18 protein-coding genes and 1 riboswitch are annotated in these 20,787 nt (G+C 71.6%); of the genes, 16 read left to right on the top strand and 2 right to left on the bottom strand.

Translation table 11 applies throughout. The features are described from left to right. The first annotated feature begins 127 nt into the window (after window positions 1–127). Complete coding sequence (locus H4687_RS19660; RefSeq protein ID WP_046913117.1) at window positions 128–850, top strand: HNH endonuclease family protein; 723 nt, start codon at window positions 128–130, stop codon at window positions 848–850. A 33-nt stretch (window positions 851–883) separates the two neighbouring features. On the opposite strand, the gene H4687_RS19655 is transcribed toward H4687_RS19660, so the two are convergent. Next, window positions 884–1,618: a lipoprotein gene (locus H4687_RS19655; protein WP_046913116.1), complete on the bottom strand. Its 735-nt coding sequence runs from the start codon at window positions 1,616–1,618 to the stop codon at window positions 884–886. A 119-nt stretch (window positions 1,619–1,737) separates the two neighbouring features. Beyond that, window positions 1,738–1,884 carry a hypothetical protein gene (locus H4687_RS19650; RefSeq protein WP_167358631.1) on the bottom strand — a complete coding sequence of 49 codons (147 nt, stop codon included), beginning with the start codon at window positions 1,882–1,884 and terminating at the stop codon, window positions 1,738–1,740. Between the two features lie 212 nt (window positions 1,885–2,096). Here H4687_RS19650 and H4687_RS19645 point away from each other — a divergent pair, with 212 nt between their 5' ends. The 15 genes from H4687_RS19645 to H4687_RS19575 all read left to right on the top strand — a co-directional run bounded on the left by H4687_RS19645 (window position 2,097) and on the right by H4687_RS19575 (window position 20,706). Continuing rightward, the gene (locus H4687_RS19645; RefSeq protein ID WP_046913115.1) at window positions 2,097–4,124 is read left to right on the top strand and encodes an N-6 DNA methylase; all 2,028 of its coding nucleotides are present in this window, start codon (window positions 2,097–2,099) and stop codon (window positions 4,122–4,124) included. A gap of 219 nt (window positions 4,125–4,343) precedes the next feature. Continuing rightward, on the top strand, window positions 4,344–4,949 hold the full coding sequence (locus tag H4687_RS19640; RefSeq protein WP_046913114.1) for a hypothetical protein: 606 nt from the start codon (window positions 4,344–4,346) through the stop codon (window positions 4,947–4,949). Window positions 4,950–4,993: 44 nt separating this feature from the next. Continuing rightward, the gene (locus H4687_RS19635; protein ID WP_264086539.1) at window positions 4,994–6,487 is read left to right on the top strand and encodes a serine/threonine-protein kinase; all 1,494 of its coding nucleotides are present in this window, start codon (window positions 4,994–4,996) and stop codon (window positions 6,485–6,487) included. 141 nt (window positions 6,488–6,628) lie between these two features. Further along, window positions 6,629–7,495: a glycoside hydrolase domain-containing protein gene (locus H4687_RS19630; RefSeq protein WP_046913113.1), complete on the top strand. Its 867-nt coding sequence runs from the start codon at window positions 6,629–6,631 to the stop codon at window positions 7,493–7,495. Between the two features lie 193 nt (window positions 7,496–7,688). Next, entirely contained in the window at window positions 7,689–8,366 is a 678-nt protein-coding gene (locus tag H4687_RS19625) for a SurA N-terminal domain-containing protein (protein ID WP_046913112.1), read from the top strand. 102 nt (window positions 8,367–8,468) lie between these two features. After that, window positions 8,469–9,608 (top strand): nucleoside triphosphate pyrophosphohydrolase, encoded by a 1,140-nt coding sequence (locus tag H4687_RS19620; RefSeq protein WP_046913111.1) that lies wholly within the window; start codon window positions 8,469–8,471, stop codon window positions 9,606–9,608. 180 nt (window positions 9,609–9,788) lie between these two features. Then, on the top strand, window positions 9,789–11,054 hold the full coding sequence (locus H4687_RS19615; RefSeq protein WP_225967661.1) for a cytochrome P450 family protein: 1,266 nt from the start codon (window positions 9,789–9,791) through the stop codon (window positions 11,052–11,054). Between the two features lie 227 nt (window positions 11,055–11,281). Continuing rightward, a complete protein-coding gene (locus H4687_RS19610; RefSeq protein ID WP_046913109.1) occupies window positions 11,282–12,340 on the top strand; it encodes a LysM peptidoglycan-binding domain-containing protein in 1,059 nt (352 codons plus the stop codon). A gap of 182 nt (window positions 12,341–12,522) precedes the next feature. Then, window positions 12,523–12,722, top strand: a riboswitch (cyclic di-AMP (ydaO/yuaA leader). A gap of 4 nt (window positions 12,723–12,726) precedes the next feature. Further along, window positions 12,727–13,431, top strand: coding sequence for a LysM peptidoglycan-binding domain-containing protein (locus H4687_RS19605; RefSeq protein ID WP_046913108.1), 705 nt, complete (start codon window positions 12,727–12,729; stop codon window positions 13,429–13,431). 423 nt (window positions 13,432–13,854) lie between these two features. Then, complete coding sequence (eno, locus tag H4687_RS19600) at window positions 13,855–15,135, top strand: phosphopyruvate hydratase (protein ID WP_013003053.1); 1,281 nt, start codon at window positions 13,855–13,857, stop codon at window positions 15,133–15,135. A 127-nt stretch (window positions 15,136–15,262) separates the two neighbouring features. Beyond that, complete coding sequence (locus H4687_RS19595) at window positions 15,263–15,775, top strand: FtsB family cell division protein (protein WP_005485763.1); 513 nt, start codon at window positions 15,263–15,265, stop codon at window positions 15,773–15,775. Between the two features lie 28 nt (window positions 15,776–15,803). Continuing rightward, window positions 15,804–16,346 carry a DUF501 domain-containing protein gene (locus tag H4687_RS19590; RefSeq protein ID WP_046913107.1) on the top strand — a complete coding sequence of 181 codons (543 nt, stop codon included), beginning with the start codon at window positions 15,804–15,806 and terminating at the stop codon, window positions 16,344–16,346. Further along, a complete protein-coding gene (locus H4687_RS19585; RefSeq protein ID WP_046913106.1) occupies window positions 16,343–17,284 on the top strand; it encodes a Ppx/GppA phosphatase family protein in 942 nt (313 codons plus the stop codon). The genes H4687_RS19590 and H4687_RS19585 overlap by 4 nt, the downstream gene beginning before the upstream one ends. Window positions 17,285–17,722: 438 nt before the next feature. After that, window positions 17,723–19,105 (top strand): NAD(P)/FAD-dependent oxidoreductase, encoded by a 1,383-nt coding sequence (locus tag H4687_RS19580; RefSeq protein WP_050398361.1) that lies wholly within the window; start codon window positions 17,723–17,725, stop codon window positions 19,103–19,105. A gap of 299 nt (window positions 19,106–19,404) precedes the next feature. Next, window positions 19,405–20,706 (top strand): SAM-dependent methyltransferase, encoded by a 1,302-nt coding sequence (locus tag H4687_RS19575; protein ID WP_050398362.1) that lies wholly within the window; start codon window positions 19,405–19,407, stop codon window positions 20,704–20,706. Window positions 20,707–20,787 lie beyond the last annotated feature (81 nt).

The following is a 20,787-nucleotide window of genomic DNA, read 5'->3' as shown; positions in this document are numbered from 1 at the left end:
GCGGCAGAGGGTGCCGTCCGGGCCACTGTCGTCGTGTTCCCGGCGGCCGCTACGGTGTTGAGCAGGCAGGACGGGGAACCCCGAGCGGGACCGCCGAACGGCTGCAGACGAAGGAGAGGGGTGTCGCGTGGTGCGTCTGAGGGGTGGGGTCGCCGCCGTCGCTCTGGTGCTGGTCGCCGCGACCGGCTGCGAACCGGGCAGTACGGGTGGCTCGGCCGGACCGCAGGAGAACCCGGCAGGCGGCGGGGGCGCGGCCTACGCCGCCGCGGAGGCGCTGACCGTCAAGGGACGGGCGCCCAAGAACGACTACGACCGCGGCGAGTTCGGCAGCGCCTGGGCCGACACGGACTCCAACAGCTGCGACACCCGCGACGACATACTCAAACGCGACCTGGACGACGTGAAGTTCCGGGACGGGGACTGCACGGTGGTCTCCGGTGTGCTCGACCCGGACCCGTACACGGGGAAGGACGTGCCGTACGTACGGGGCCGCAGCAAGATCGACGTGGACCACATGGTGGCCCTCTCCGACGCCTGGCAGAAGGGCGCCCAGCAGTGGGACGACAGCAAGCGCATAGCCCTGGCCAACGACCCGCTCAACCTGCTCGCGGTCGACTCAGGCACCAACCGCGGCAAGGGCGACGGTGACACGGCCACCTGGCTCCCGCCGAACAAGGCCTACCGCTGCACCTACGTGGCCGCCCAGGTCGCCGTGAAGACGAAGTACGGCCTCTGGGTCACCTCCGCCGAACAGGCCGCCATGAAGCGTGTCCTGATCACCTGTCCGGAACAGAAGCTCCCCACCGGCGGCAACCCGACGAAGGCCCCGGCCCGCTTTCACGCGGACTGAGGCCGTCGGGGTGCCGCCGGGCGGCGCGGCGCGTCAGCCGAAGTCCTTGTCCATGTCGATGACCTTGCCCTTGGGGGCCTTGGCCGGGACCGGCTTGTCGTAGTCGGTGAAGACCAGGTCGCCGGGCTCCTTCGCGGACTTGCTGACGACCCGCAGGAGGTACGGCTCACCCTCGGTGGCGACATACAGGGTGTAGCGGTCCTTGCCGTCCTTCTCGTCGAGGACGATCGCGGGGGTGCCCTCGACCTCGGAGGTCTTGCCGCGCGTGGCGTTGGAGTCGACGTCCTCGAAGTCGGCGAGGACCGTGTCGAGGTCGCAGAAGCTCGCCATGTCCTTGGAGTCCTCGCCGGCCGCGGACGTCTTGGTCCACTTGTCGGCGAGCATGTCGACGACCATGTCGGCCTCCTCCTTGGAGGAGTCCTTCGACTGGGCGCGCAGGAAGGCCTCGTCGTACTTCATGTAGAGGGTGTCGCCGACCTTGATCAGTTCGGCCTGGCCCTCGCCGCCCATGCTCATGGTGCCGGCGCAGTCGCCCTTCTTGTTCATCGCCATGTCCATCTGGACCGTGCCGCCGGCGGACTCGTCCTCGATCTCGCCCTTCATCCGGAGCGATTCGGCGCCGGAGGTGGCCTTCACGGCCTTGTCGGCGATCTCGCCGCCGGACAGTCCGGCGAAGGGGCCGTCGGCCTTGTCCTCGGACATGCAGCCGGTGAGCGAGAAGGTGGCCGCGGCGGCGATGCAGAGAGCGGCGAGTGCGGTGCGACGCATGGGAGTTCCCCCCTGGGAATCGATGTGTGGTGCGTGTAACGAGCGGTGGTGTGGTGCGTGGAACGAGCGGTGGTGTGGCGCCGGTCCGAGAGCGGTGTGGTGAGCGCCGGGTGGTGGCGTCAGCGTGCGTGGGTGTCGAGTACGTCGTCCGCGGGTTCGTCAACCGTGACGCGGCCTCGCTCGTCGGGCTTCCGGCCGGCGTGGACCGGGGAGTCGAGGCGGGCGGGGCCGTCGCCGTCCACGGTGAAGTCACCGTCTTCGTCCATGGCGTGCTTCTCCCCCCGGTGTACGACAGTGCGGCCGACGTGTGACCACCCGGATCGGGTGGCCCGTCGTTCGATGGGTCAATCACAGCAGAGCTTGTGAACCGAGTCAACACGGTTCACGGGATTGTGCTTGTACACGGCGTGAAGGGGTAGATCTTGCGTGCGTCGGTATGCTCGACGTCACACCACCAGGTACGAGGGGAGCCGGGCGCGTGCAGGGGAACGGGACAGAGGTCACCGCCGCGGACATCGCGCGGCTCGCCGGCGTGGGTCGCGCCGCCGTCAGCAACTGGCGCCGACGGCATGCCGACTTCCCCAAACCGGTCGGCGGCACCGAGACCAGTCCGGCCTTCGCGCTCGGGGAGGTCGAGGAGTGGCTGCGCCACCAGGGCAAGCTCGCCGAGGTCCCCCTGAAGGAGCGCGTCTGGCAGCAGGTCACCGGGCACCCGGAGGGCCCTGTCACCGCGCTGGTGCACGTGGGCTGCGCCCTGCTGTACCTCCACGAACGGCCCCTGGCCTGGCTGGAGTCGAGCGCCTGCCCCGACGACGCGCGGCTGGCCCGGGACCTGCCCGAGCCGCTGTGGCAGGTCCTCGCCCCCCGCCTCGGTGCCGCCCGCGAGAGCGCCGTACTCCGGCCGACACCCGCCGGGTTGCTGCCCTCGGTCCCGCTGCTGCGCGGCGCCACCGAACTGGCGGCCGATCTGGGAGCGCGGCAGACCTTCGAGTTCCTGCTCGCCCGGCACCTCGACGCCAACCCGCGCCAGTACACGCTCACTCCGGGCGACCTCGCCGAGCTGATGGCCGAACTGGCCGGGCCCGCCCGCTCGGTGCTCGACCCGGCCTGCGGCACCGGCGCGCTGCTGCACGCCGTCCCCGCCCGCCCCGGCCAGGAGCTGTACGGCCAGGACAGCTCCCGCGAACTGGCCGCCCTCACCGCGCTGCGCCTCGCCCTGAACACCGGGAGCACGGTCCGTACCGCCCCGGGCGACAGCCTCCGCGCGGACGCCCACGAGCGGCTCAGGGCCGAGGCCGTCCTGTGCCACCCGCCGTTCAACGAGCGCAACTGGGGCCACGACGAACTGGCCTACGACCCCCGCTGGGAGTACGGCTTCCCGGCCCGTACGGAATCCGAACTCGCCTGGGTGCAGCACGCCCTGGCCCGGCTGGAGGACGGCGGAACCGCCGTGCTGCTGATGCCGCCGGCCGTCGCGAGCCGCCGCTCCGGGCGCCGTATCCGCGCCGACCTGCTGCGCCGGGGCGCCCTGCGCGCCGTCATCGCCCTGCCGGTCGGCGCGGCACCCCCGTACAACATCCCGCTGCACCTGTGGGTGCTGCGCAGGCCCGGCAGGGCGTCCGTGCCGCCCGAGTTGCTGCTCGTCGACACCGGGCGGCTCGTCCACGAGGGGCGGAGCGGATTCGACTGGGCGGGGGTGCGTGCCGCCGTGCTCGACGCCTGGCGGCCCTTCGACCGGGCAGGCGAGGTGACGGAACGGCCGGGGCTCAGCCGCTCGCTGCCGGTCATCGAACTGCTCGACGACGACGTGGACCTGGCCCCCGCCCGGCATCTGCCGCCCCCGGCCGCGGGCGGCGGCGCCGAGCAGCTGACCGCCGTACGCGACCGTCTCGGCGAGACCCTCCGTCTGACCGCCGACCTCACGCCCCCGCCCGCCGGGCAGGCGGGGCCGGCGCGCTGGCCGCTCACCACGGTCGGTGAACTCGCGCGCGGGGGAGCCCTGGTGCTGCGTACCGGCGGAAACGGTCCCCACGCGCGCGTGCTCACCGACCACGACGTCCTGGCCGGCACGGCACCCTCGGGCACCCTGCCCGAGGCGGGCGAGGACCCCGTGCTCGTGGAGCCCGGCGACATCGTCGTCCCCGTCCTCGGCGGCGGCGGGGTCGCGCGGGTGGTCGACGAGACGACCGCGGGCGCCGCCCTCGGCCGCAACCTCACGCTGCTGCGCCCCGACCGGGCCGCGCTCGACGCGTGGTTCGTCGCCGGTTTCCTGCGCGGCACCGCCAACAGCCGCCAGGCCAGCAGCTACGCCTCCACCGCGACCCGTCTCGACGTACGCCGCCTCCAACTGCCCCGGCTCCCGCTGGACCAGCAGCGCCGCTACGGCGAACGCTTCCGCGCACTCGCCGCCTTCGAGGACGCCCTCCGCCAGGCCGGCCGCCTCGGCGAACGCCTGGTGCGGGGCATGTACGACGGACTGACGGACGGTTCCGTCGCCCCGGACTGAACCCGCGCCGCGGGCCCGCGAACCGGCGGGCGCCCGGCCCGGCCCGGCCAACTCCCTCTACGATCAGCCTTACCGGACGGAACCGCTCCGCCCTCGGCGGCGTGACCAGCACTGCGGTACTACAACGGTTGTCCACAACCCTGGACCTCTTGTCGTCAACGACCGATACCCTCGGGACGACATCGCACGTCAACTCTCACCAGGCCCTCAGGAGCAGCCATGCAAGGCCACGGCTATGCGCCGACACCGCCCCCCGGCCCCGACCAGGGGGGCCAGGTCACACTCCGTGTGATCTTCGTGGTGGTCGCGGTCATGAGCTGTGGCCTGCTCGCCTGGGCGTGCCTGCTGCGGCTCGCCTCGGTGACCCGCAGGCCCCGCGACTGGTGGCTGTTCGCCCTGGCGCTCGTCCACATCATCGCGACGCTGTACATCATCGGCACCGACCCGGGCGAGAAGGAGTTCACCACCTGGCGCGGCGACGTCGGCATGGGCATGCTCTTCGGCGGTCTCGTGGCGATCGTCGCGTACTACCTGTACGCGGACATCACCCACTTCAACCGTGCCCGGACGGCCCTCTCGTCGCCGTACGCCCAGACCACCGCGTACTCGCAGCAGAGCGGGTACAGCTACCCGCCGGTCCAGGTCCCGCAGCCCTACATCCCCGCACCGCCCGTCGCGCAGCCCCCCGTCCAGCATCAGCCTCCGCAGCCCCCGCGCCGGCCCGAGCCGGAGCCGCAGCGGCCGGGCCCCGCCCGCATCGACCAGGTGCGCGCCGAGCTGGACGAGCTCAGTGACTATCTCCGCAATCACGAAGGAGACCGGTGACCTCGGGGAAGGGCACCGGCCGCCTGATCACCGGCCGCTACGAACTGTCCACGCTCATCGGCCAGGGCGGCATGGGCCAGGTGTGGACGGCGTACGACCAGCGCCTCGACCGGCGCGTGGCGGTCAAGCTGCTGCGCCCGGACAAGGTCGCGGGCCAGGAGGCCGACGAGCTGCGCCGCCGCTTCGTGCGCGAGTGCCGGGTGACGGCCCAGGTCGACCACCCCGGCCTGGTGACCGTGCACGACGCGGGCAGCGAGGGCGAGGAGCTGTTCCTCGTCATGCAGTACGTCGACGGGGCCGACCTCGCCGACCATCTCGCCGAGCACGACCCCTACCCGTGGCAGTGGACCGTCTCGGTCGCCGCCCAGCTGTGCGCCGTGCTCTCCGCCGTGCACGCGGTGCCGATCATCCATCGCGACCTCAAGCCGCGGAACGTCATGGTCAAGCAGGACGGCACGGTCACCGTCCTCGACCTCGGCGTCGCCTCCGTGATGGACACCGACACCACCCGCCTGACCCACACCGGCTCGCCCATCGGCAGCCCCGCGTACATGGCCCCCGAACAGGCCATGGGCGGCGCGGTCGGCCCCTACACCGACCTGTACGCCCTCGGTGTGCTGATACACGAACTGCTCAGCGGGAACGTCCCGTTCACCGGCTCCACGGCCCTCGGCGTCCTGCACCGCCACCTCTACGAGCCGCCGGTGCCCGTCCGCCGACTGCGCCCCGAGGTCCCCGAGTCCCTGGAGGCCCTGGTCCTGCGGCTGCTCTCCAAGGACCCGCAGCACCGCCCGTCCTCCGCACAGGAGACGTACGAACAGCTCCTCCCGCTGCTCCCGGCGCGCGGTATGCCCACCGGCTCCCCGCTCGACCCCACGCGCCCCTTCCTGCGCCCGCACGCCCCCTGGCCGGACCGCGCCCGGATCCCCGCGCCGCAGCCGTCCGCCGCGCCCGCCCCCGCGCCCGCGGCCGACAAGCCCGACGTGGCGGGGGCCGTCGACGAGGTCAAGCGGCTGCTCGGCGAGGGCCGCATCACCCAGGCCGTTGACATCCTCGGGGCGATCCTTCCGGCCGCCGCCGCCCAGCACGGCGAGCACTCACCCGTCGTCCGCACCCTGCGCAAGCAGTACGCGGCCACCCTCATGGACGACGGGCAGTACCGCCGCGCCCTGCCCGAGCTGCGCCGCCTCGCCGACGAGCGGGCCACCGAGGCCGGCCAGGCCGACCCCCAGGCACTGCGCTGGCGCTACGACTCCGCCCAGTGCCTGGAACAGCTCGGCGAACCGGCCGCGGCCCTCGCCGAGTACCGCTCCCTGCTGCCGTACTACGAGAACCAGTACGTCGGCGGCGACCCCGAACTCGCCCTCGACGTCCGCCGCCGCATAGGCCACCTGCTCCTCGCCCTCGGCGACCGGGGCGCCGCCCACGAGACCCTGGGCCGCCTGCTGGTCGACGTCGAACGGCTGCGCGGGCCCGCCCATCCCCTCGCCGGCGAGGTCCGGCGCACGCTGCAGTGGCTGGGACAGGTACGCGGCTGACGCGGACGACGGCTCCTCTGCTTTGCGCCACCTTGGCCGAAGTTTGCCCAGGCCGAGAGCCAGGGTTTCCCGAACACGGAGGCACCCCCGCTTAGCTGTTCGGGCACACAACGATCGGCGAATCCAGGGGCGGGACCACGCATGTCCGACAACACCACCGGCGACCGGCCGTCCGGCAGGGCCGGCCACCGGCGCTCCAGAAGGCGCAGACACCTCACCTGGGCGGTGGCCGGCACCGCCGTCCTCGCCGGAGCAGGACTCGCCGCGCAGAACTCCCTGGCCACGACCACCGCCTGGCCCGCCGCCAAGGTCTACACCGGCCGCGCCTTCGACACCTGCACGGCCCCCTCCCTGTCCGCGATGAAGGCCTGGAACACCGGCTTCTACGGGGCGGCGGCGGTCTACGTCGGCGGCAGGAACCGCGGCTGCTCCCAGCCCAACCTCACCGCCTCCTGGGTGAAGTCCGTCAACACCCTCGGCTGGAAACTGGTCCCGCTCTACGTCGGCGCCCAGCCGCCCTGCCAGAGCGGCTCCAGTCCCGAGGTGATCACGGCCTCGACCGCCGCCGCCCAGGGCGCCGCCGACGGCACGGACGCCGTCACCAAGGCCGCCGCCCTCGGCATGAAGCCCGGCAGCGCGCTCTACCTCGACATGGAGGCGTACGACACGACGGACACGGCCTGCGACAACGCCGTTCTGACCTACATCAGGGCCTGGCACAAGGCGCTCGGCGCCCAGCAGTACCGCTCCGGGTTCTATGGCTTCAGCAGCTCCAGCGCCAAGGCCGTCGCCACCGCCACCGACCGCACGAACCTGCCGGGCAACCTCTGGTACGCCAAGTGGGACAAGGTCAACACGACGACCACCGACTGGCCGTTCGACCCGAAGCTGTACACCGGGCACCACCGGGCCCACCAGTACATGGTCAACAGCAAGGAGAGCCGCGGCGGCCACACGATCACCGTGGACCGCAGCGCGTGGGACGCCCCGGTGGCGATCGTGGGGTGAAACGGGCGACGGCCACGCCCCGGCACAGTCGTGGACGCCGGGGCGGAGCCGGTGGCGGCGCGGTCCGGGAGCGACGGTGCCCGAAGTCGGCGTGAATCGTTGGTCGAATGGCTGGCCGAGAGCAGGGCCACTGCCTACCATCGATCACCGCAAGACCTTGTGCACCGCCGCACAATCTCCTCGGGAGGCTCACTTGCACCGCCGCCGTCGCTCCGCGCTCCTCCTCTCCGCAGCGATCGTCGCCGCGGCCCCGCTCCTCACCGCCTGCGGAAGCGACGCGCATCCCGGCGCGGCGGCCGTCGTCGGCCAGGACCGGATCACGGTCGCGCAACTGGAGAACCGGGTGAACGAGGTGCGCACCGCCCAGCGCGCCGTCAGCACGGACGAGAGCCAGTACCAGCAGGCCGTCGCCCAGAGCAGCGCCCTCACCCGCAACACCCTGAACGGCATGGTCCTGGAGAAGGTCCTCGACCAGGCCCTCAAGGACGCCGGTGTGACCGTCACCCGCAAGGAGGTCCAGAAGTACCGGACCGACCTGGAGGCGGAGGCCGGCGGCGCCGAGGCTCTGGAGACGGCCTACCTGCAGCGTTACAGCGTCGCCCCGGAACAGCTGGAGGAAAGCCTCCGCAGCGACGTCGAGGTCCAGAAACTCGCCGCCTCCCTCGGCGCCGACCTCAACACCCAGGAGGGCGGCGCCGTCTTCTGGAAGGCCCTCTCCGCGGCCTCGAAGAAACTCGACGTGGACCTGAACCCCCGCTACGGCAGCTGGGGCGTCGACCCGGCTTCCGGCCGGGTCGGGCTGCTGGACGCCAAGACACCGTGGCTGAAGGAGGTCACCCGCGCGGCGACGCCGGAGCAGGCGCAGGGGTGAGCTTGCGGGCGGGACGGCCGGGCCGCGTCCGTCGCAGCCGCCCCGGCCGCCTGCCTGTGGACAACTCCGGGGGCCGTCCGTGACGTGGGTTACGTTCGTGGGGTGAACGCACACCGCCCCGACGGCACCTCCGCCACCACGGTCCCCGAGAGCACGGTCCCCGAGGCCACCGCCCCCGAGACCGCGGCCTCCGAGACCGCGGCCTCCACCCCCGGCCCCGGCCGGGTCGTCCTGCTCACCACCAGCCACCGGGTCGCGCCCGGTCTGCTGTCCTGGCCGGCCTGGCAGGCACTGCACGGGGCGGACCGCGTCCTGTGCGCGGACGGAGCGCACCCCCAGCTCCCCTATCTCCGCGAGGCCGGCATCACGGTGGAGCGGGCGGCCCCGACGGCCGAGGAACTGGTGGACGACTGCGCCGGCGGCCGCACGGTGGTCGTGGTGGCCACCGCCGAGGGCGAACCCCGCCTCACCGACGGCCTGGCCCGCCTGGCCGGCTCCGGCCGCGTCCACATGCCGTTCCTGGAGCTGCTCCCCGCCTCCTACGACCTCCCCGGCGCCCGTCTCCTCGACCTCGTCCAGGTCATGGACCGGATCCGCGCGGAGTGTCCCTGGTCCTCCCGCCAGACGCACCAGGGCCTCGCCAAGTACGGCATCGAGGAGGCGTACGAACTCGTCGAGGCCATCGAGGAGGGTGAGCGCGACGAACTCCGCGAGGAGCTGGGCGACGTCCTCCTCCAGGTCGTCTTCCACGCCCGCATCGCCGAGGACGACCCCGACACCCCCTTCTCCATCGACGACGTGGCCGCCGGCATCGTCACCAAGCTCATCCACCGCCACCCCCATGTCTTCGGTGACGCGACGGCCACGACCCCGGAGGAGGTCAAGGCGCACTGGCTGCGCACCAAGGCCGTCGAGAAGCAGCGCGCGTCGGTCACCGACGGCGTACCCCTCGGCCAGCCCGGACTCGCCCTCGCCGCCAAGCTCTCCTCCCGCGCCCGCACCGCCGGCCTCGACGTCCCGATACCCCCCGGCGACGACCTCGGTCACGCGCTCCTCACCCTCGCCGCCGACGCCGAGTCCCGGGGCGTCGACCCCGAGGCGGCCCTCCGGGCGGCGGCCCGCGCGTACCGGGACGCGATCAGGATCGCGGAGGGCCTGCCGACGGGGCCGGAGGAGACGGCCGGCCGGGAGGAGCCCGAGGAGGAGGGGGAGGAGGGTGACGAGGACGCCGACGGGAGCTGACCCGACGGGCATCCGCACGCACGGGCCGGAAGCGACGGCCGGACCGGAAGCCTCGGCTGGGTCGGAAGCGACGCACGGACCGGAAGCGACGGCCGGGCCGGAAGCGACGGCCGGGCCGGAAGCCCCCGCCGGGCCGGATACCGTCGGCGGGTGACCAACCAGCCCGCATCCAGCTCCGCCATGCCCACGGGAACCGGCGCGCCCGACCTCTTCACCTGGGAGTTCGCCACCGACCCCTACCCGGCGTACGCCTGGCTCCGTGAGCACGCCCCCGTTCACCGCACGCGCCTGCCCAGCGGCGTGGAGGCCTGGCTGGTCACCCGCTACGGCGACGCCAAGCAGGCCCTCGCCGACGGGCGCCTGTCGAAGAACCCGGCGCATCACGCCGAGCCCGCGCACGCCAAGGGCAAGACGGGTATCCCCGGTGAGCGCAAGGCCGAGCTGATGACGCATCTGCTGAACATCGATCCGCCGGACCACACCAGGCTCCGCCGCCTGGTGTCGAAGGCGTTCACGCCCCGGCGGGTCGCCGAGTTCGCCCCCCGGGTCCAGGAGTTGACCGACCGGCTGATCGACGGGTTCGCGGAGAAGGGCGAGGCCGACCTCATCCACGAGTTCGCCTTCCCCCTCCCCATCTACGCGATCTGCGACCTGCTGGGCGTCCCCCGGGAGGACCAGGACGACTTCAGGGACTGGGCGGGCATGATGATCCGGCACGGCGGTGGCCCGCGGGGCGGCGTCGCGCGGTCGGTGAAGAAGATGCGCGGCTACCTCGCCGACCTCATCCACCGCAAGCGGGAAGCGCTCACCGAGCACCCCGCCCCGGGCGAGGACCTCATCTCCGCGCTCATCCGCGCCTCCGACCACGGGGAGCACCTCACCGAGAACGAGGCCGCGGCGATGGCGTTCATCCTGCTGTTCGCCGGGTTCGAGACCACCGTCAACCTCATCGGGAACGGCACGTACGCCCTGCTCACCCACCCCGAGCAGCGGGCCCGCCTGCAGACCTCCCTCGCCGCCGGGGAGAGCGGGCTGCTCGAAACCGGTGTCGAGGAACTCCTGCGCTACGACGGCCCCGTCGAACTCGCCACCTGGCGCTTCGCGACCGAGCCCCTCACGCTCGGCGGGCAGCACATCGCCGTCGGCGACCCCGTCCTCGTCGTCCTCGCGGCGGCCGACCGCGACCCGGCCCGCTTCGACGACCCCGACACCCTGGACCTCTCCCGTCGTGACAACCAGCACCTCGGCTACGGCCACGGCATCCACTACTGCCTCGGCGCGCCGCTCGCCCGGCTCGAAGGCCAGACCGCGCTGGCGACGCTCCTCACCCGGCTCCCCGATCTGCGACTCGCAGGGGATTCGGCCGATTTGAGGTGGCGGGGAGGTCTCATCATGCGTGGATTGCGCACGCTTCCGGTGGAATTCACCCCACGGAAGCGGCCGTGAGTGCGTGGTGATCGCGCCGTGAGCGGCCCGTAGTTGTACCCCGACGGGCCGTAGCACTACCCCATTCCGAGCCAGAAGTTGACGCTCCCTCAACTCTGTGATCTTCACGTGATCTGCGCTGCATTAACTTGTGACAACTGATCGACTGCCGATACGTTCACACGTCAGTGCGAAGGGGGCACCACGCCCGTCGCACAGACCACCGCTGTCGTGTGAAAGGCAACCGCATGCTCTCCGGGAACGGTCGTCACCGTCGCCCCCGTCAGGCTCCGGCTCTCCTCGTCGCGGCGGGAGTCACCGGGTCGGCCATCGCGATCCCGCTCCTCGGCGCCACCGGCGCGAGCGCGGCGAGCGGAACCACCTGGGACCAGGTGGCGGAGTGCGAGAGCGGTGGCTTCTGGAGCGCGGACACCGGGAACGGGCGCTACGGCGGCCTCCAGCTGACCCAGGAGAACTGGGAGAAGTACGGCGGCCTCGACTACGCGACGACCGCGGACCAGGCCAGCCGTTCGCAGCAGATAGCCGTCGCCGAGAAGGTCCTCGCGGACCAGGGCGTCGGCGTCTGGTCCACCTGCGGACTGCTCCACAACCTCGGCGGCGACTCGGGTCCCGCCGACGTGGACACGGGTGTCGCGGGCGACTCGTCCGACTCCGGCGGCGCATCCGGTTCGTCCGGTTCGCCGGACTCCTCCGACTCGACCGGGTCCAAAGGCTCGGCCGAGTCGGCCGACGGCACCGACTCCACGCGCACCGACGGGTCGAAGGATTCGGCCGATTCCTCCGACTCGACCGAGTCGTCGGACGCGTCCGCGAAGGCCCTCGACGGCTCCACGAAGGCGACCACCGAACCGGACGCGGACTCCACCGATTCCAGCGACAGTGACAGCGGCACCGGCGCCGACTCCAAGGAATCCGGCAGCGCAAACACGGACGATTCCAGTCAGGCGGACGGCTCCGCGACCGGCGATGACGCCGACGGCGGCACCGGCCGGCACCGCGGCGCCAGCGCCGACGAGGGCGCGGACACCGGCTCCGGCGCGGACCGGGCCGACGGCACCACCTCCGGCCGTCACGCCTCGCGTGACAGCGGCGCCTCGAGCGAGAGCACGGAGGGCGCCTACACCGTCCGCGTGGGCGACAGCCTGACCGGCATCGTGGACTCGCTCGGCCTGAACGGCGGGTGGCGGACGCTGTACTCCGAGAACGAGCGCACGGTCGGAACCGACCCGGACCTCATCCTTCCCGGTCAGACCCTCGAAGTCGGTGCCGAAACGGGCGAAAAGTAGCGGCAGTTCGCGTCATGGTTCGACCCTGAATGCCCGTTTTGATCATTGTGGGAGATGAATCACAGACCCCCTGATCGTCTTTGAAATTCGGGCAATCACCTGTTTACGGTCGTGACCGCTCGCCACAGCGGGCTCTTGCGGTCGGCACGCCGAATCCTGCCAGCGGCCGTGAGGAACAGTCGTCGCGTCAAGCGCCGTAGGCAGGAGCGGGGGACCCAAGGTAAGTGCCGGGTCCGGCGGTTGCGGCCCTTCGGGGGCGCACGACCGGAACCGGCTGGGGGTGAAGCCGCGCGACGTGAGCCGAGAGGCGAGCGTGCGCGGCCGGGCAACTCAACCGGCCCGAACCCGACAGCTCACCTCGCAGGCGTCGGTGAGGGGATCTCTCCATGCTGTTTTCCAGCAAGGGCAAGCACCGTCGTCCGTCCAAGGCCGCTCGCGCCATCGCCGTCGTCGGTGTCACCGGCGCCGCCGCGGTCGCCGCCCCGCTGATGGCCGCCGGCAGCGCCTCCGCCGCCACCGCCTCCGAGTGGGACGCCGTCGCCCAGTGCGAGGCCGGCGGCAACTGGTCCATCAACACCGGCAACGGCTACTACGGCGGTTTGCAGTTCGCGGCCTCCACCTGGGCCGCCTACGGCGGTACGCAGTACGCCTCCACCGCCGACAAGGCGAGCAAGGCCCAGCAGATAGCCATCGGCGAGAAGGTCCTCGCCGGCCAGGGCAAGGGTGCCTGGCCGGTCTGCGGCACCGGCCTGTCCGGCGCCTCCTACGACGGCGCCGCCGCCTCCGGCGGCAACGCCAACTCCTCCGGCTCCTCCTCGCAGAGCACCCAGGAGAGCACGCAGGAGAGCACCAAGAAGACCGAGGACACCCGCTCCTCCCGCTCCTCCGAGCGCGCCACCGTCAAGACCCCGACCGGCAAGAAGGTCAAGAAGGGCGACGGCGAGTACAAGGTCGTCACCGGTGACACCCTCAGCGCCATCGCCGCGAAGAAGAACGTCAAGGGTGGCTGGGAGAAGCTCTTCGAGCTGAACAAGGACATCATCGACGACGCCGACTTCATCTACCCGGGCCAGCAGCTCCACCTGAGCTGACCCACGGCGACCACGACGGCCGCCACACGCCTGCCGACCCCACGGCCGCCCCCACGGCCGGGCAGGCGGGGCAGGTTCAGCCGGGCCGGAAAACAGGCCGCTCCCCGGCTGAACCACGGCCCGCTCACATCCGTGTCCTCCAGAGTGAAGACCTCGTGAGGGCCGTCCCCCCGTCCCCACGGGCTCCCCGCCCCGGTGCGCATTCCCCCGTACGCACCGGGGCGGGGCTTTTTCGTGCCCGCCTCCTCCTTCTGTTCACTTTCTCGACCACCCCCCTTTGTTCCGAACGGGAACAATGGGTACGGTCTGTCTGTCCACGGGACGGTCGGTCGGCTGCCGACGGCCCGGGGACGGTTAGGCTCTAGTCGCCAGGCCCCAAGCGGCCCCGCACAACCAGCGTCACATCCCATGAAGGAGATGCTCGTGCCGTCCATCGACGTCGTCGTAGCCCGGGAAATCCTCGACTCGCGAGGCAACCCCACCGTCGAGGTCGAGGTCGGCCTCGACGACGGCAGCACGGGTCGTGCCGCCGTTCCGTCCGGCGCCTCCACCGGTGCCTTCGAAGCCATCGAGCTGCGTGACGGCGACCCCAACCGCTACCTCGGCAAGGGCGTCGAGAAGGCCGTCCTCGCCGTGATCGAGCAGATCGGCCCGGAGCTCGTCGGCTACGACGCCACCGAGCAGCGCCTGATCGACCAGGCGATGTTCGACCTGGACGCCACCGACAACAAGGGCTCCCTCGGCGCCAACGCCATCCTCGGCGTCTCCCTCGCCGTCGCCCACGCCGCCTCCGAGGCCAGCGACCTGCCCCTCTTCCGCTACCTGGGCGGCCCGAACGCGCACCTGCTGCCCGTTCCGATGATGAACATCCTGAACGGCGGCTCGCACGCCGACTCCAACGTGGACATCCAGGAGTTCATGATCGCCCCCATCGGCGCGGAGTCCTTCTCCGAGGCCCTGCGCTGGGGCGCCGAGGTCTACCACACCCTCAAGAAGGTGCTGAAGACCAAGGGCCTGTCCACCGGTCTCGGCGACGAGGGCGGCTTCGCCCCGAACCTGGAGTCCAACCGCGCCGCCCTGGACCTCATCCTGGAGGCCATCAAGGAGGCCGGCTACACCCCCGGCGAGCAGATCGCCCTCGCCCTGGACGTCGCCGCCTCCGAGTTCTACAAGGACGGCGTCTACACCTTCGAGGGCAAGGAGCGCTCCGCCGCCGAGATGACGGAGTACTACGCCGACCTCGTCGCGTCGTACCCGCTCGTCTCCATCGAGGACCCGCTGTTCGAGGACGACTGGGCCGGCTGGAACACCATCACCGAGAAGCTGGGCGACAAGGTCCAGATCGTCGGCGACGACCTCTTCGTCACCAACCCCGAGCGCCTCGCCCGCGGCATCGAGGAGGGCTCGGCCAACGCCCTGCTCGTCAAGGTCAACCAGATCGGCTCGCTGACCGAGACCCTGGACGCCGTCGAGATGGCCCAGCGCAACGGCTTCAAGTGCATGATGTCCCACCGCTCCGGCGAGACCGAGGACGTCACCATCGCCGACCTCGCCGTCGCCGTGAACTGCGGGCAGATCAAGACCGGCGCCCCGGCCCGCTCGGACCGCGTCGCCAAGTACAACCAGCTGCTGCGCATCGAGGAGATCCTCGACGACGCCGCGGTCTACGCCGGCCGCAGCGCCTTCCCGCGCTTCAAGGGCTGAGCCGCCGGCTGACCCGTTGAGGGCGAAGCCCGCGCCAGTCGTACGTACGTCCCCGTACCGGTCCCGTACCGTGTGCGGGGACGTACGCGCGTGCGCGTGGGAGAAGGCAGAAGAAGGGGCGCGGGACATGGCCGTGAAGGACCGGGACCGGGACCGCTTCTCCACCGCGACCCGGCTGAAGGTGCTCGGCGAGCAGACGGCCGCCCGGGTCTACCGCTCGCAGACCAAACGCCAGGCCCGTCGCTCCCGGCTGACCGGCCGGGCCGCGCTGCTCGCCCTCGTCCTCTGCTCGATGATCGTGGCGCTCGCCTATCCCATAAGGCAGTACGTCTCCCAGCGTGCCGAGATCGCCGACACACAGCGGCAGCGCCAGGAGGCGCGCGAGCGGGTCGAGGAGTTGCGCGACCTCAAGGCGCGCTGGCAGGACGACGCGTACGCCGAGCAGCGCATCCGGGAGCGGCTGCACTATGTGATGCCGGGCGAGACCGGCTACACCATGATCGACCCGGACGCGGCGAAGCAGTCCCGTACGACACAGGGGGCGGCCGACCGCCCCTGGTACACCAATGTCTGGGACGGGGTCGACAAGGCCGACGCCGCCGACAGCCGAGCGGCCACCTTCGTGACCGTGAACCGATGAGCCACACCGAGGACTTGAGTAGCAGGATATGCAGACCCCTCCGCCGACCACCCCGCGCACCGAGCCGACCGACGCCGACGTCGAGGCCTTCCAGCAGCAGCTCGGCCGCCCCCCGCGCGGCCTCCGCGCGATCGCGCACCGCTGTCCCTGCGGGCAGCCGGACGTCGTCGAGACGGCCCCGCGCCTGCCGGACGGCACACCCTTCCCCACGACGTACTACCTGACGTGTCCGCGCGCGGCCTCCGCGATCGGCACGCTGGAGGCCAACGGCGTGATGAAGGAGATGACGCAGCGGCTGGCCACGGACCCCGAACTGGCCGCCGCCTACCGGGCCGCGCACGAGGACTACATCGCCCGGCGTGACGAGATCGAGGTCCTGGAGGGCTTCCCGAGCGCCGGCGGCATGCCGGACCGGGTGAAGTGCCTGCACGTCCTCGTGGGGCACTCGCTGGCCGCCGGCCCCGGCGTCAACCCGCTGGGCGACGAGGCGATCGCGATGCTGCCTCAGTGGTGGGCGAAGGGCCCGTGCGTGGTGCCCGCGCCGGAGACCTCCGAGGGGGACGACCAGTGACCCGGGTCGCCGCCGTCGACTGCGGCACGAACTCCATCCGGCTCCTCGTCGCGGACTGCGACCCGGCCACCGGTGAACTGGTGGAGCTGGACCGGCGGATGACCATCGTCCGGCTCGGCCAGGGCGTGGACCGCACGGGCCGGCTGGCGCCCGAGGCGCTGGAGCGGACCTTCGCGGCCTGCCGGGAGTACGCGGCGGTCATCAAGGAACTGGGCGCCGAGCGGGTCCGCTTCGTGGCCACCTCCGCGTCCCGCGACGCCGAGAACCGGGACGAGTTCGTCCGCGGGGTCCTCGGCATCCTCGGTGTCGAGCCCGAGGTGATCTCCGGCGACCGGGAGGCCGAGTTCTCCTTCACCGGCGCCACCAAGGAGCTGACGGGGCGGGCCGACCTGGCCCGGCCGTACCTGGTCGTGGACATCGGCGGCGGCTCCACCGAGTTCGTCGTCGGGGACGACCGGGTGCGCGGCGCCCGTTCCGTGGACGTCGGCTGTGTACGGCTGACCGAGCGGCACCTCGTCCGGGACGGCGCCGTCGTGGATCCTCCCGGGCCGGAGGAGATCGCCGCGATCCGCGCCGACATCGAGGCGGCCCTCGACCTCGCCGAGCGGGACGTCCCCCTGCGGGAGGCGCACACCCTCGTGGGGCTCGCCGGTTCGGTGACGACGATCTCCGCGATCGCCCAGGACCTGCCCGCGTACGACTCGGTGGCCATCCACCACTCCCGGGTCTCCCACGACCGTGTCCGCGAGATCACCGAGTGGCTGCTGCGGTCGACGCACGCCGAGCGGGCGGCGGTCCCCTCGATGCATCCCGGGCGGGTGGACGTGATCGCCGCGGGCGCCCTGGTCCTCCTCTCGATCATGGAGCGGATCGGCGCGCCGGAGGTCGTGGTGAGCGAACACGACATTCTGGACGGAATCGCCTGGTCCGTGGCGTAGCCCGGCACGGTTTTGCTACTCACCGGTAGCCTCGCTTGAGCTGTTCGGATAACGTATGAGCGCGTCCGAGGGGTGCCCCGGCACCCCTCGTCGAGCAGGCGCCGAGAAACTTCGTGAAGTTCTTCACAAGAGAATCGCCCCTGTTGAGCGATGTTTTGAGGCTGGGCAGAGCCTTCCAGGGCTCCGAGGGGTCAACAGGGTGTTCCCGCAGGGGTTTCGCAGGGGTCTCGTCCGTGTGAAACCGAGGGGGTGGTCCAGGGCCTCCGGGAAGCCGGAACGGCAGTTCACGCGGCATTGACAACGGGCAAACCCCCCGGCCGGTACCCCTGGCGGGCCATGGTCCGGGCCAAAGGGGTCGCGCAGTGTAGCAGAGGGTGCGAGGAAGCTTGTGAAGGGGCGCACGAGCGACCCCCGGATGGCGGGTACATACTCGATGGCATGAGCACCACGGAGCGTCCCAGGATCCTCGTAGTAGGCGGTGGGTACGTAGGCCTGTACGCAGCTCGGCGCATCCTCAAGAAGATGCGCTACGGCGAGGCGACCGTCACGGTCGTCGACCCCCGGTCGTACATGACCTACCAGCCCTTCCTCCCCGAAGCCGCCGCCGGCAGCATCTCCCCCCGGCACGTCGTCGTCCCGCTGCGACGCGTGCTGCCGAAGGCGGAGGTCCTCACCGGTCGGGTCACCACCATCGACCAGGACCGCAAGGTCGCCTCGATCGCCCCGCTGGTCGGCGAGGCGTACGAGCTGCCCTTCGACTACCTGGTGATCGCGCTCGGCGCGGTCTCCCGCACCTTCCCGATCCCCGGCCTCGCCGAGCAGGGCATCGGCATGAAGGGCATCGAGGAGGCCATCGGCCTGCGCAACCACGTGCTGGAGCAGCTCGACAAGGCCGACTCCACGACCGACGAGGACGTCCGCCGCAAGGCGTTGACCTTCGTCTTCGTGGGCGGCGGGTTCGCCGGTGCGGAGACCATCGGCGAGGTCGAGGACATGGCCCGCGACGCCGCGAAGTACTACAAGAGCGTGTCCCGCGAGGACATGCGCTTCGTGCTCGTCGACGCCGCCGACAAGATCCTCCCCGAGGTCGGCCCCAAGCTCGGTCTGTACGGCAAGGAGCACCTGGAGGGCCGTGGGGTCGAGGTCTACCTCAACACCTCCATGGACTCCTGCGTCGACGGCCACGTCGTGCTGAAGAACGGCCTGGAGGTCGACTCCAACACGATCGTCTGGACCGCCGGCGTCAAGCCGAACCCGGTCCTCTCGCGCTACGGCCTCCCCCTCGGCCCCCGCGGCCACGTGGACGCCCAGCCGACCCTCCAGGTCACCGGCACCGACTACATCTGGGCCGCGGGCGACAACGCCCAGGTCCCCGACGTCGCCGCCCGCAAGGCCGGCGTCGAGAACGCCTGGTGCCCGCCGAACGCGCAGCACGCGCTGCGTCAGGCGAAGGTCCTCGGCGACAACGTGGTCTCCGGCATGCGGGGCTTCCCGCAGAAGGAGTACGCGCACTCCAACAAGGGTGCGGTGGCGGGCCTCGGCCTCCACAAGGGTGTCGCGATGATCGTTATGGGCAAGATGAAGATCAAGCTCAAGGGCCGTCTCGCGTGGTACATGCACCGCGGCTACCACGGTCTCGCCATGCCGACGTGGAACCGGAAGATCCGGGTCTTCGCGGACTGGACCCTCGCGATGTTCCTCAAGCGTGAGGTCGTCTCCCTGGGCGCCATCGAGACTCCTCGCGAGGAGTTCTACGAGGCGGCCAAGCCGGCGCCGGTCGCTGCCGCGAGCAAGACAGGGGAAAAGGCCAAGGCCTCCTGACACCTTGACCCATCCGAAGGGCCTCCCGCCATCCGTGGTGCGGGGGGCCCTTCGGCGTGCGCGGCAGGGGGCGGCGGGTTCGGTTCGTGGGCGGGTGCGGGTGGGTGGGGGCGGGGCCGCAGGGCCGTGTCTTCCAGGCCCGCAGGGCCTGATGTTTTCAGGGGCGCGGGGAACTGCGCGACCCGCCCCACACACCCCCACCCGAAGAACACACCTCCCGGCGGGAATACGGCACAGCCCCGCAGGTGATTACCGTGGCGTTGGACATTCCGGGATCTCTTGTCACGGAGGTGTGCGCCATGCAGGACGCCGCGTCGCGGCTGAAGAACCTGTTCGAGCAGCTGTCGGGAGAACCGCTCCCGGTCCGGCTGCGGGCCTGGGACGGATCGACGGCGGGCCCACCGGACGCCCCCACCCTGGTGGTACGCAACCGCCGGGCCCTGCGCCGGATGCTGTGGAAGCCGGGCGAACTGGGCCTGGCCCGCGCCTGGGTCGCCGGCGACCTCGGCGTCGAAGGGGACCTCTACGCCCTGCTGGACCTCGTGGCCGAGCACGTCTGGGAGCGGGACGAGGGCACCCGGAGCCTCACCCGTACCCTGCGCGATCCGGAGTCCCGCGCGGCCGTCAAGGACCTGCTGAGGCTGGCCGGCCCGGCCGTCCTGCTGCCGCCCGAACCCCCCGGCGAGGAGGTCCGCGCCCGCCACCGGCACACCAGACGCACCGACAGACGGGCCGTCAGCCACCACTACGACGTGGGCAACGACTTCTACGAGATCGTCCTCGGCCCGTCGATGGTGTACTCCTGCGCCTACTGGGCGGCCCCCGACGACACCACCACCCTCGAAGCCGCCCAGCACGACAAGCTCGATCTCGTCTGCCGCAAACTCGCTCTGGCCCCGGGGAAGCGCCTCCTCGACGTCGGCTGCGGCTGGGGCTCCATGGCCCTGCACGCGGCCCGCGAGTACGGCGTGCACGTCGTCGGCGTCACCCTCTCGCAGGAACAGGCGACGTATGCCCGTAAGCGCGTCGCCGACGCGGGCCTGACCGACCGCGTCGAGATCCGCGTCCAGGACTACCGCGACGTCGGCGACGGGCCCTACGACGCGATCTCCTCCATCGGCATGGCCGAACACGTCGGCGCCGAGAAGTACCTGGAGTACGCCGAGAACCTGTACCGGCTCCTCGCCCCCGGCGGACGGCTCCTCAACCACCAGATCTCACGGCGCCCGCAGCCCGACGAGAACACGTACTCCCTCGACGGCTTCATCGACGCGTACGTCTTCCCCGACGGCGAACTCGCCCCCGTCGGCACCACCGTCACCCAGCTCGAACGCGCCGGGTTCGAGGTCCGGGACGTGGAGTCCCTGCGCGAGCACTACGCCCTCACCCTGCGTGCGTGGGTCGGCCGCCTCGAAGCGGGCTGGCCCCGGGCGGTCGCCCTCGCCGGTCCCGGCCGCGCCCGCGTCTGGCGCCTCTACATGGCCGCCTGCGCCCTCGGCTTCGAACGCAACCGCCTCGGCGTCAACCAGGTACTGGCCGTACGGCCCCCGGAAGGGGGTGCGTCGGGGCTCCCGCTCAGGGCCCGGACCTGGGGCGCCTGACCGTCCGTACGGGGGCGTGAACGGCCGTCCAGGGGCGCGTGAAGGGCCCCCGTTCCGCACCGGAACGGGGGCCCTTCACGC

Source organism: Streptomyces stelliscabiei (genome assembly GCF_014873495.1).
Classification (GTDB): domain Bacteria; phylum Actinomycetota; class Actinomycetes; order Streptomycetales; family Streptomycetaceae; genus Streptomyces; species Streptomyces bottropensis.
This window is presented reverse-complemented; position numbering and strand designations above follow the sequence as displayed.

Excerpts from the sequence above, each read along its gene's own strand:
- H4687_RS19655 (WP_046913116.1), bottom strand. The coding sequence starts at position 1,618 with ATGCGTCGCACCGCACTCGCCGCTCTCTGCATCGCCGCCGCGGCCACC.
- H4687_RS19650 (WP_167358631.1), bottom strand. The coding sequence starts at position 1,884 with ATGGACGAAGACGGTGACTTCACCGTGGACGGCGACGGCCCCGCCCGC.
- H4687_RS19640 (WP_046913114.1), top strand. The coding sequence starts at position 4,344 with ATGCAAGGCCACGGCTATGCGCCGACACCGCCCCCCGGCCCCGACCAG.
- H4687_RS19630 (WP_046913113.1), top strand. The coding sequence starts at position 6,629 with ATGTCCGACAACACCACCGGCGACCGGCCGTCCGGCAGGGCCGGCCAC.
- H4687_RS19615 (WP_225967661.1), top strand. The coding sequence starts at position 9,789 with ATGCCCACGGGAACCGGCGCGCCCGACCTCTTCACCTGGGAGTTCGCC.
- H4687_RS19610 (WP_046913109.1), top strand. The coding sequence starts at position 11,282 with ATGCTCTCCGGGAACGGTCGTCACCGTCGCCCCCGTCAGGCTCCGGCT.
- H4687_RS19605 (WP_046913108.1), top strand. The coding sequence starts at position 12,727 with ATGCTGTTTTCCAGCAAGGGCAAGCACCGTCGTCCGTCCAAGGCCGCT.
- H4687_RS19595 (WP_005485763.1), top strand. The coding sequence starts at position 15,263 with ATGGCCGTGAAGGACCGGGACCGGGACCGCTTCTCCACCGCGACCCGG.
- H4687_RS19590 (WP_046913107.1), top strand. The coding sequence starts at position 15,804 with ATGCAGACCCCTCCGCCGACCACCCCGCGCACCGAGCCGACCGACGCC.
- H4687_RS19580 (WP_050398361.1), top strand. The coding sequence starts at position 17,723 with ATGAGCACCACGGAGCGTCCCAGGATCCTCGTAGTAGGCGGTGGGTAC.
- H4687_RS19575 (WP_050398362.1), top strand. The coding sequence starts at position 19,405 with ATGCAGGACGCCGCGTCGCGGCTGAAGAACCTGTTCGAGCAGCTGTCG.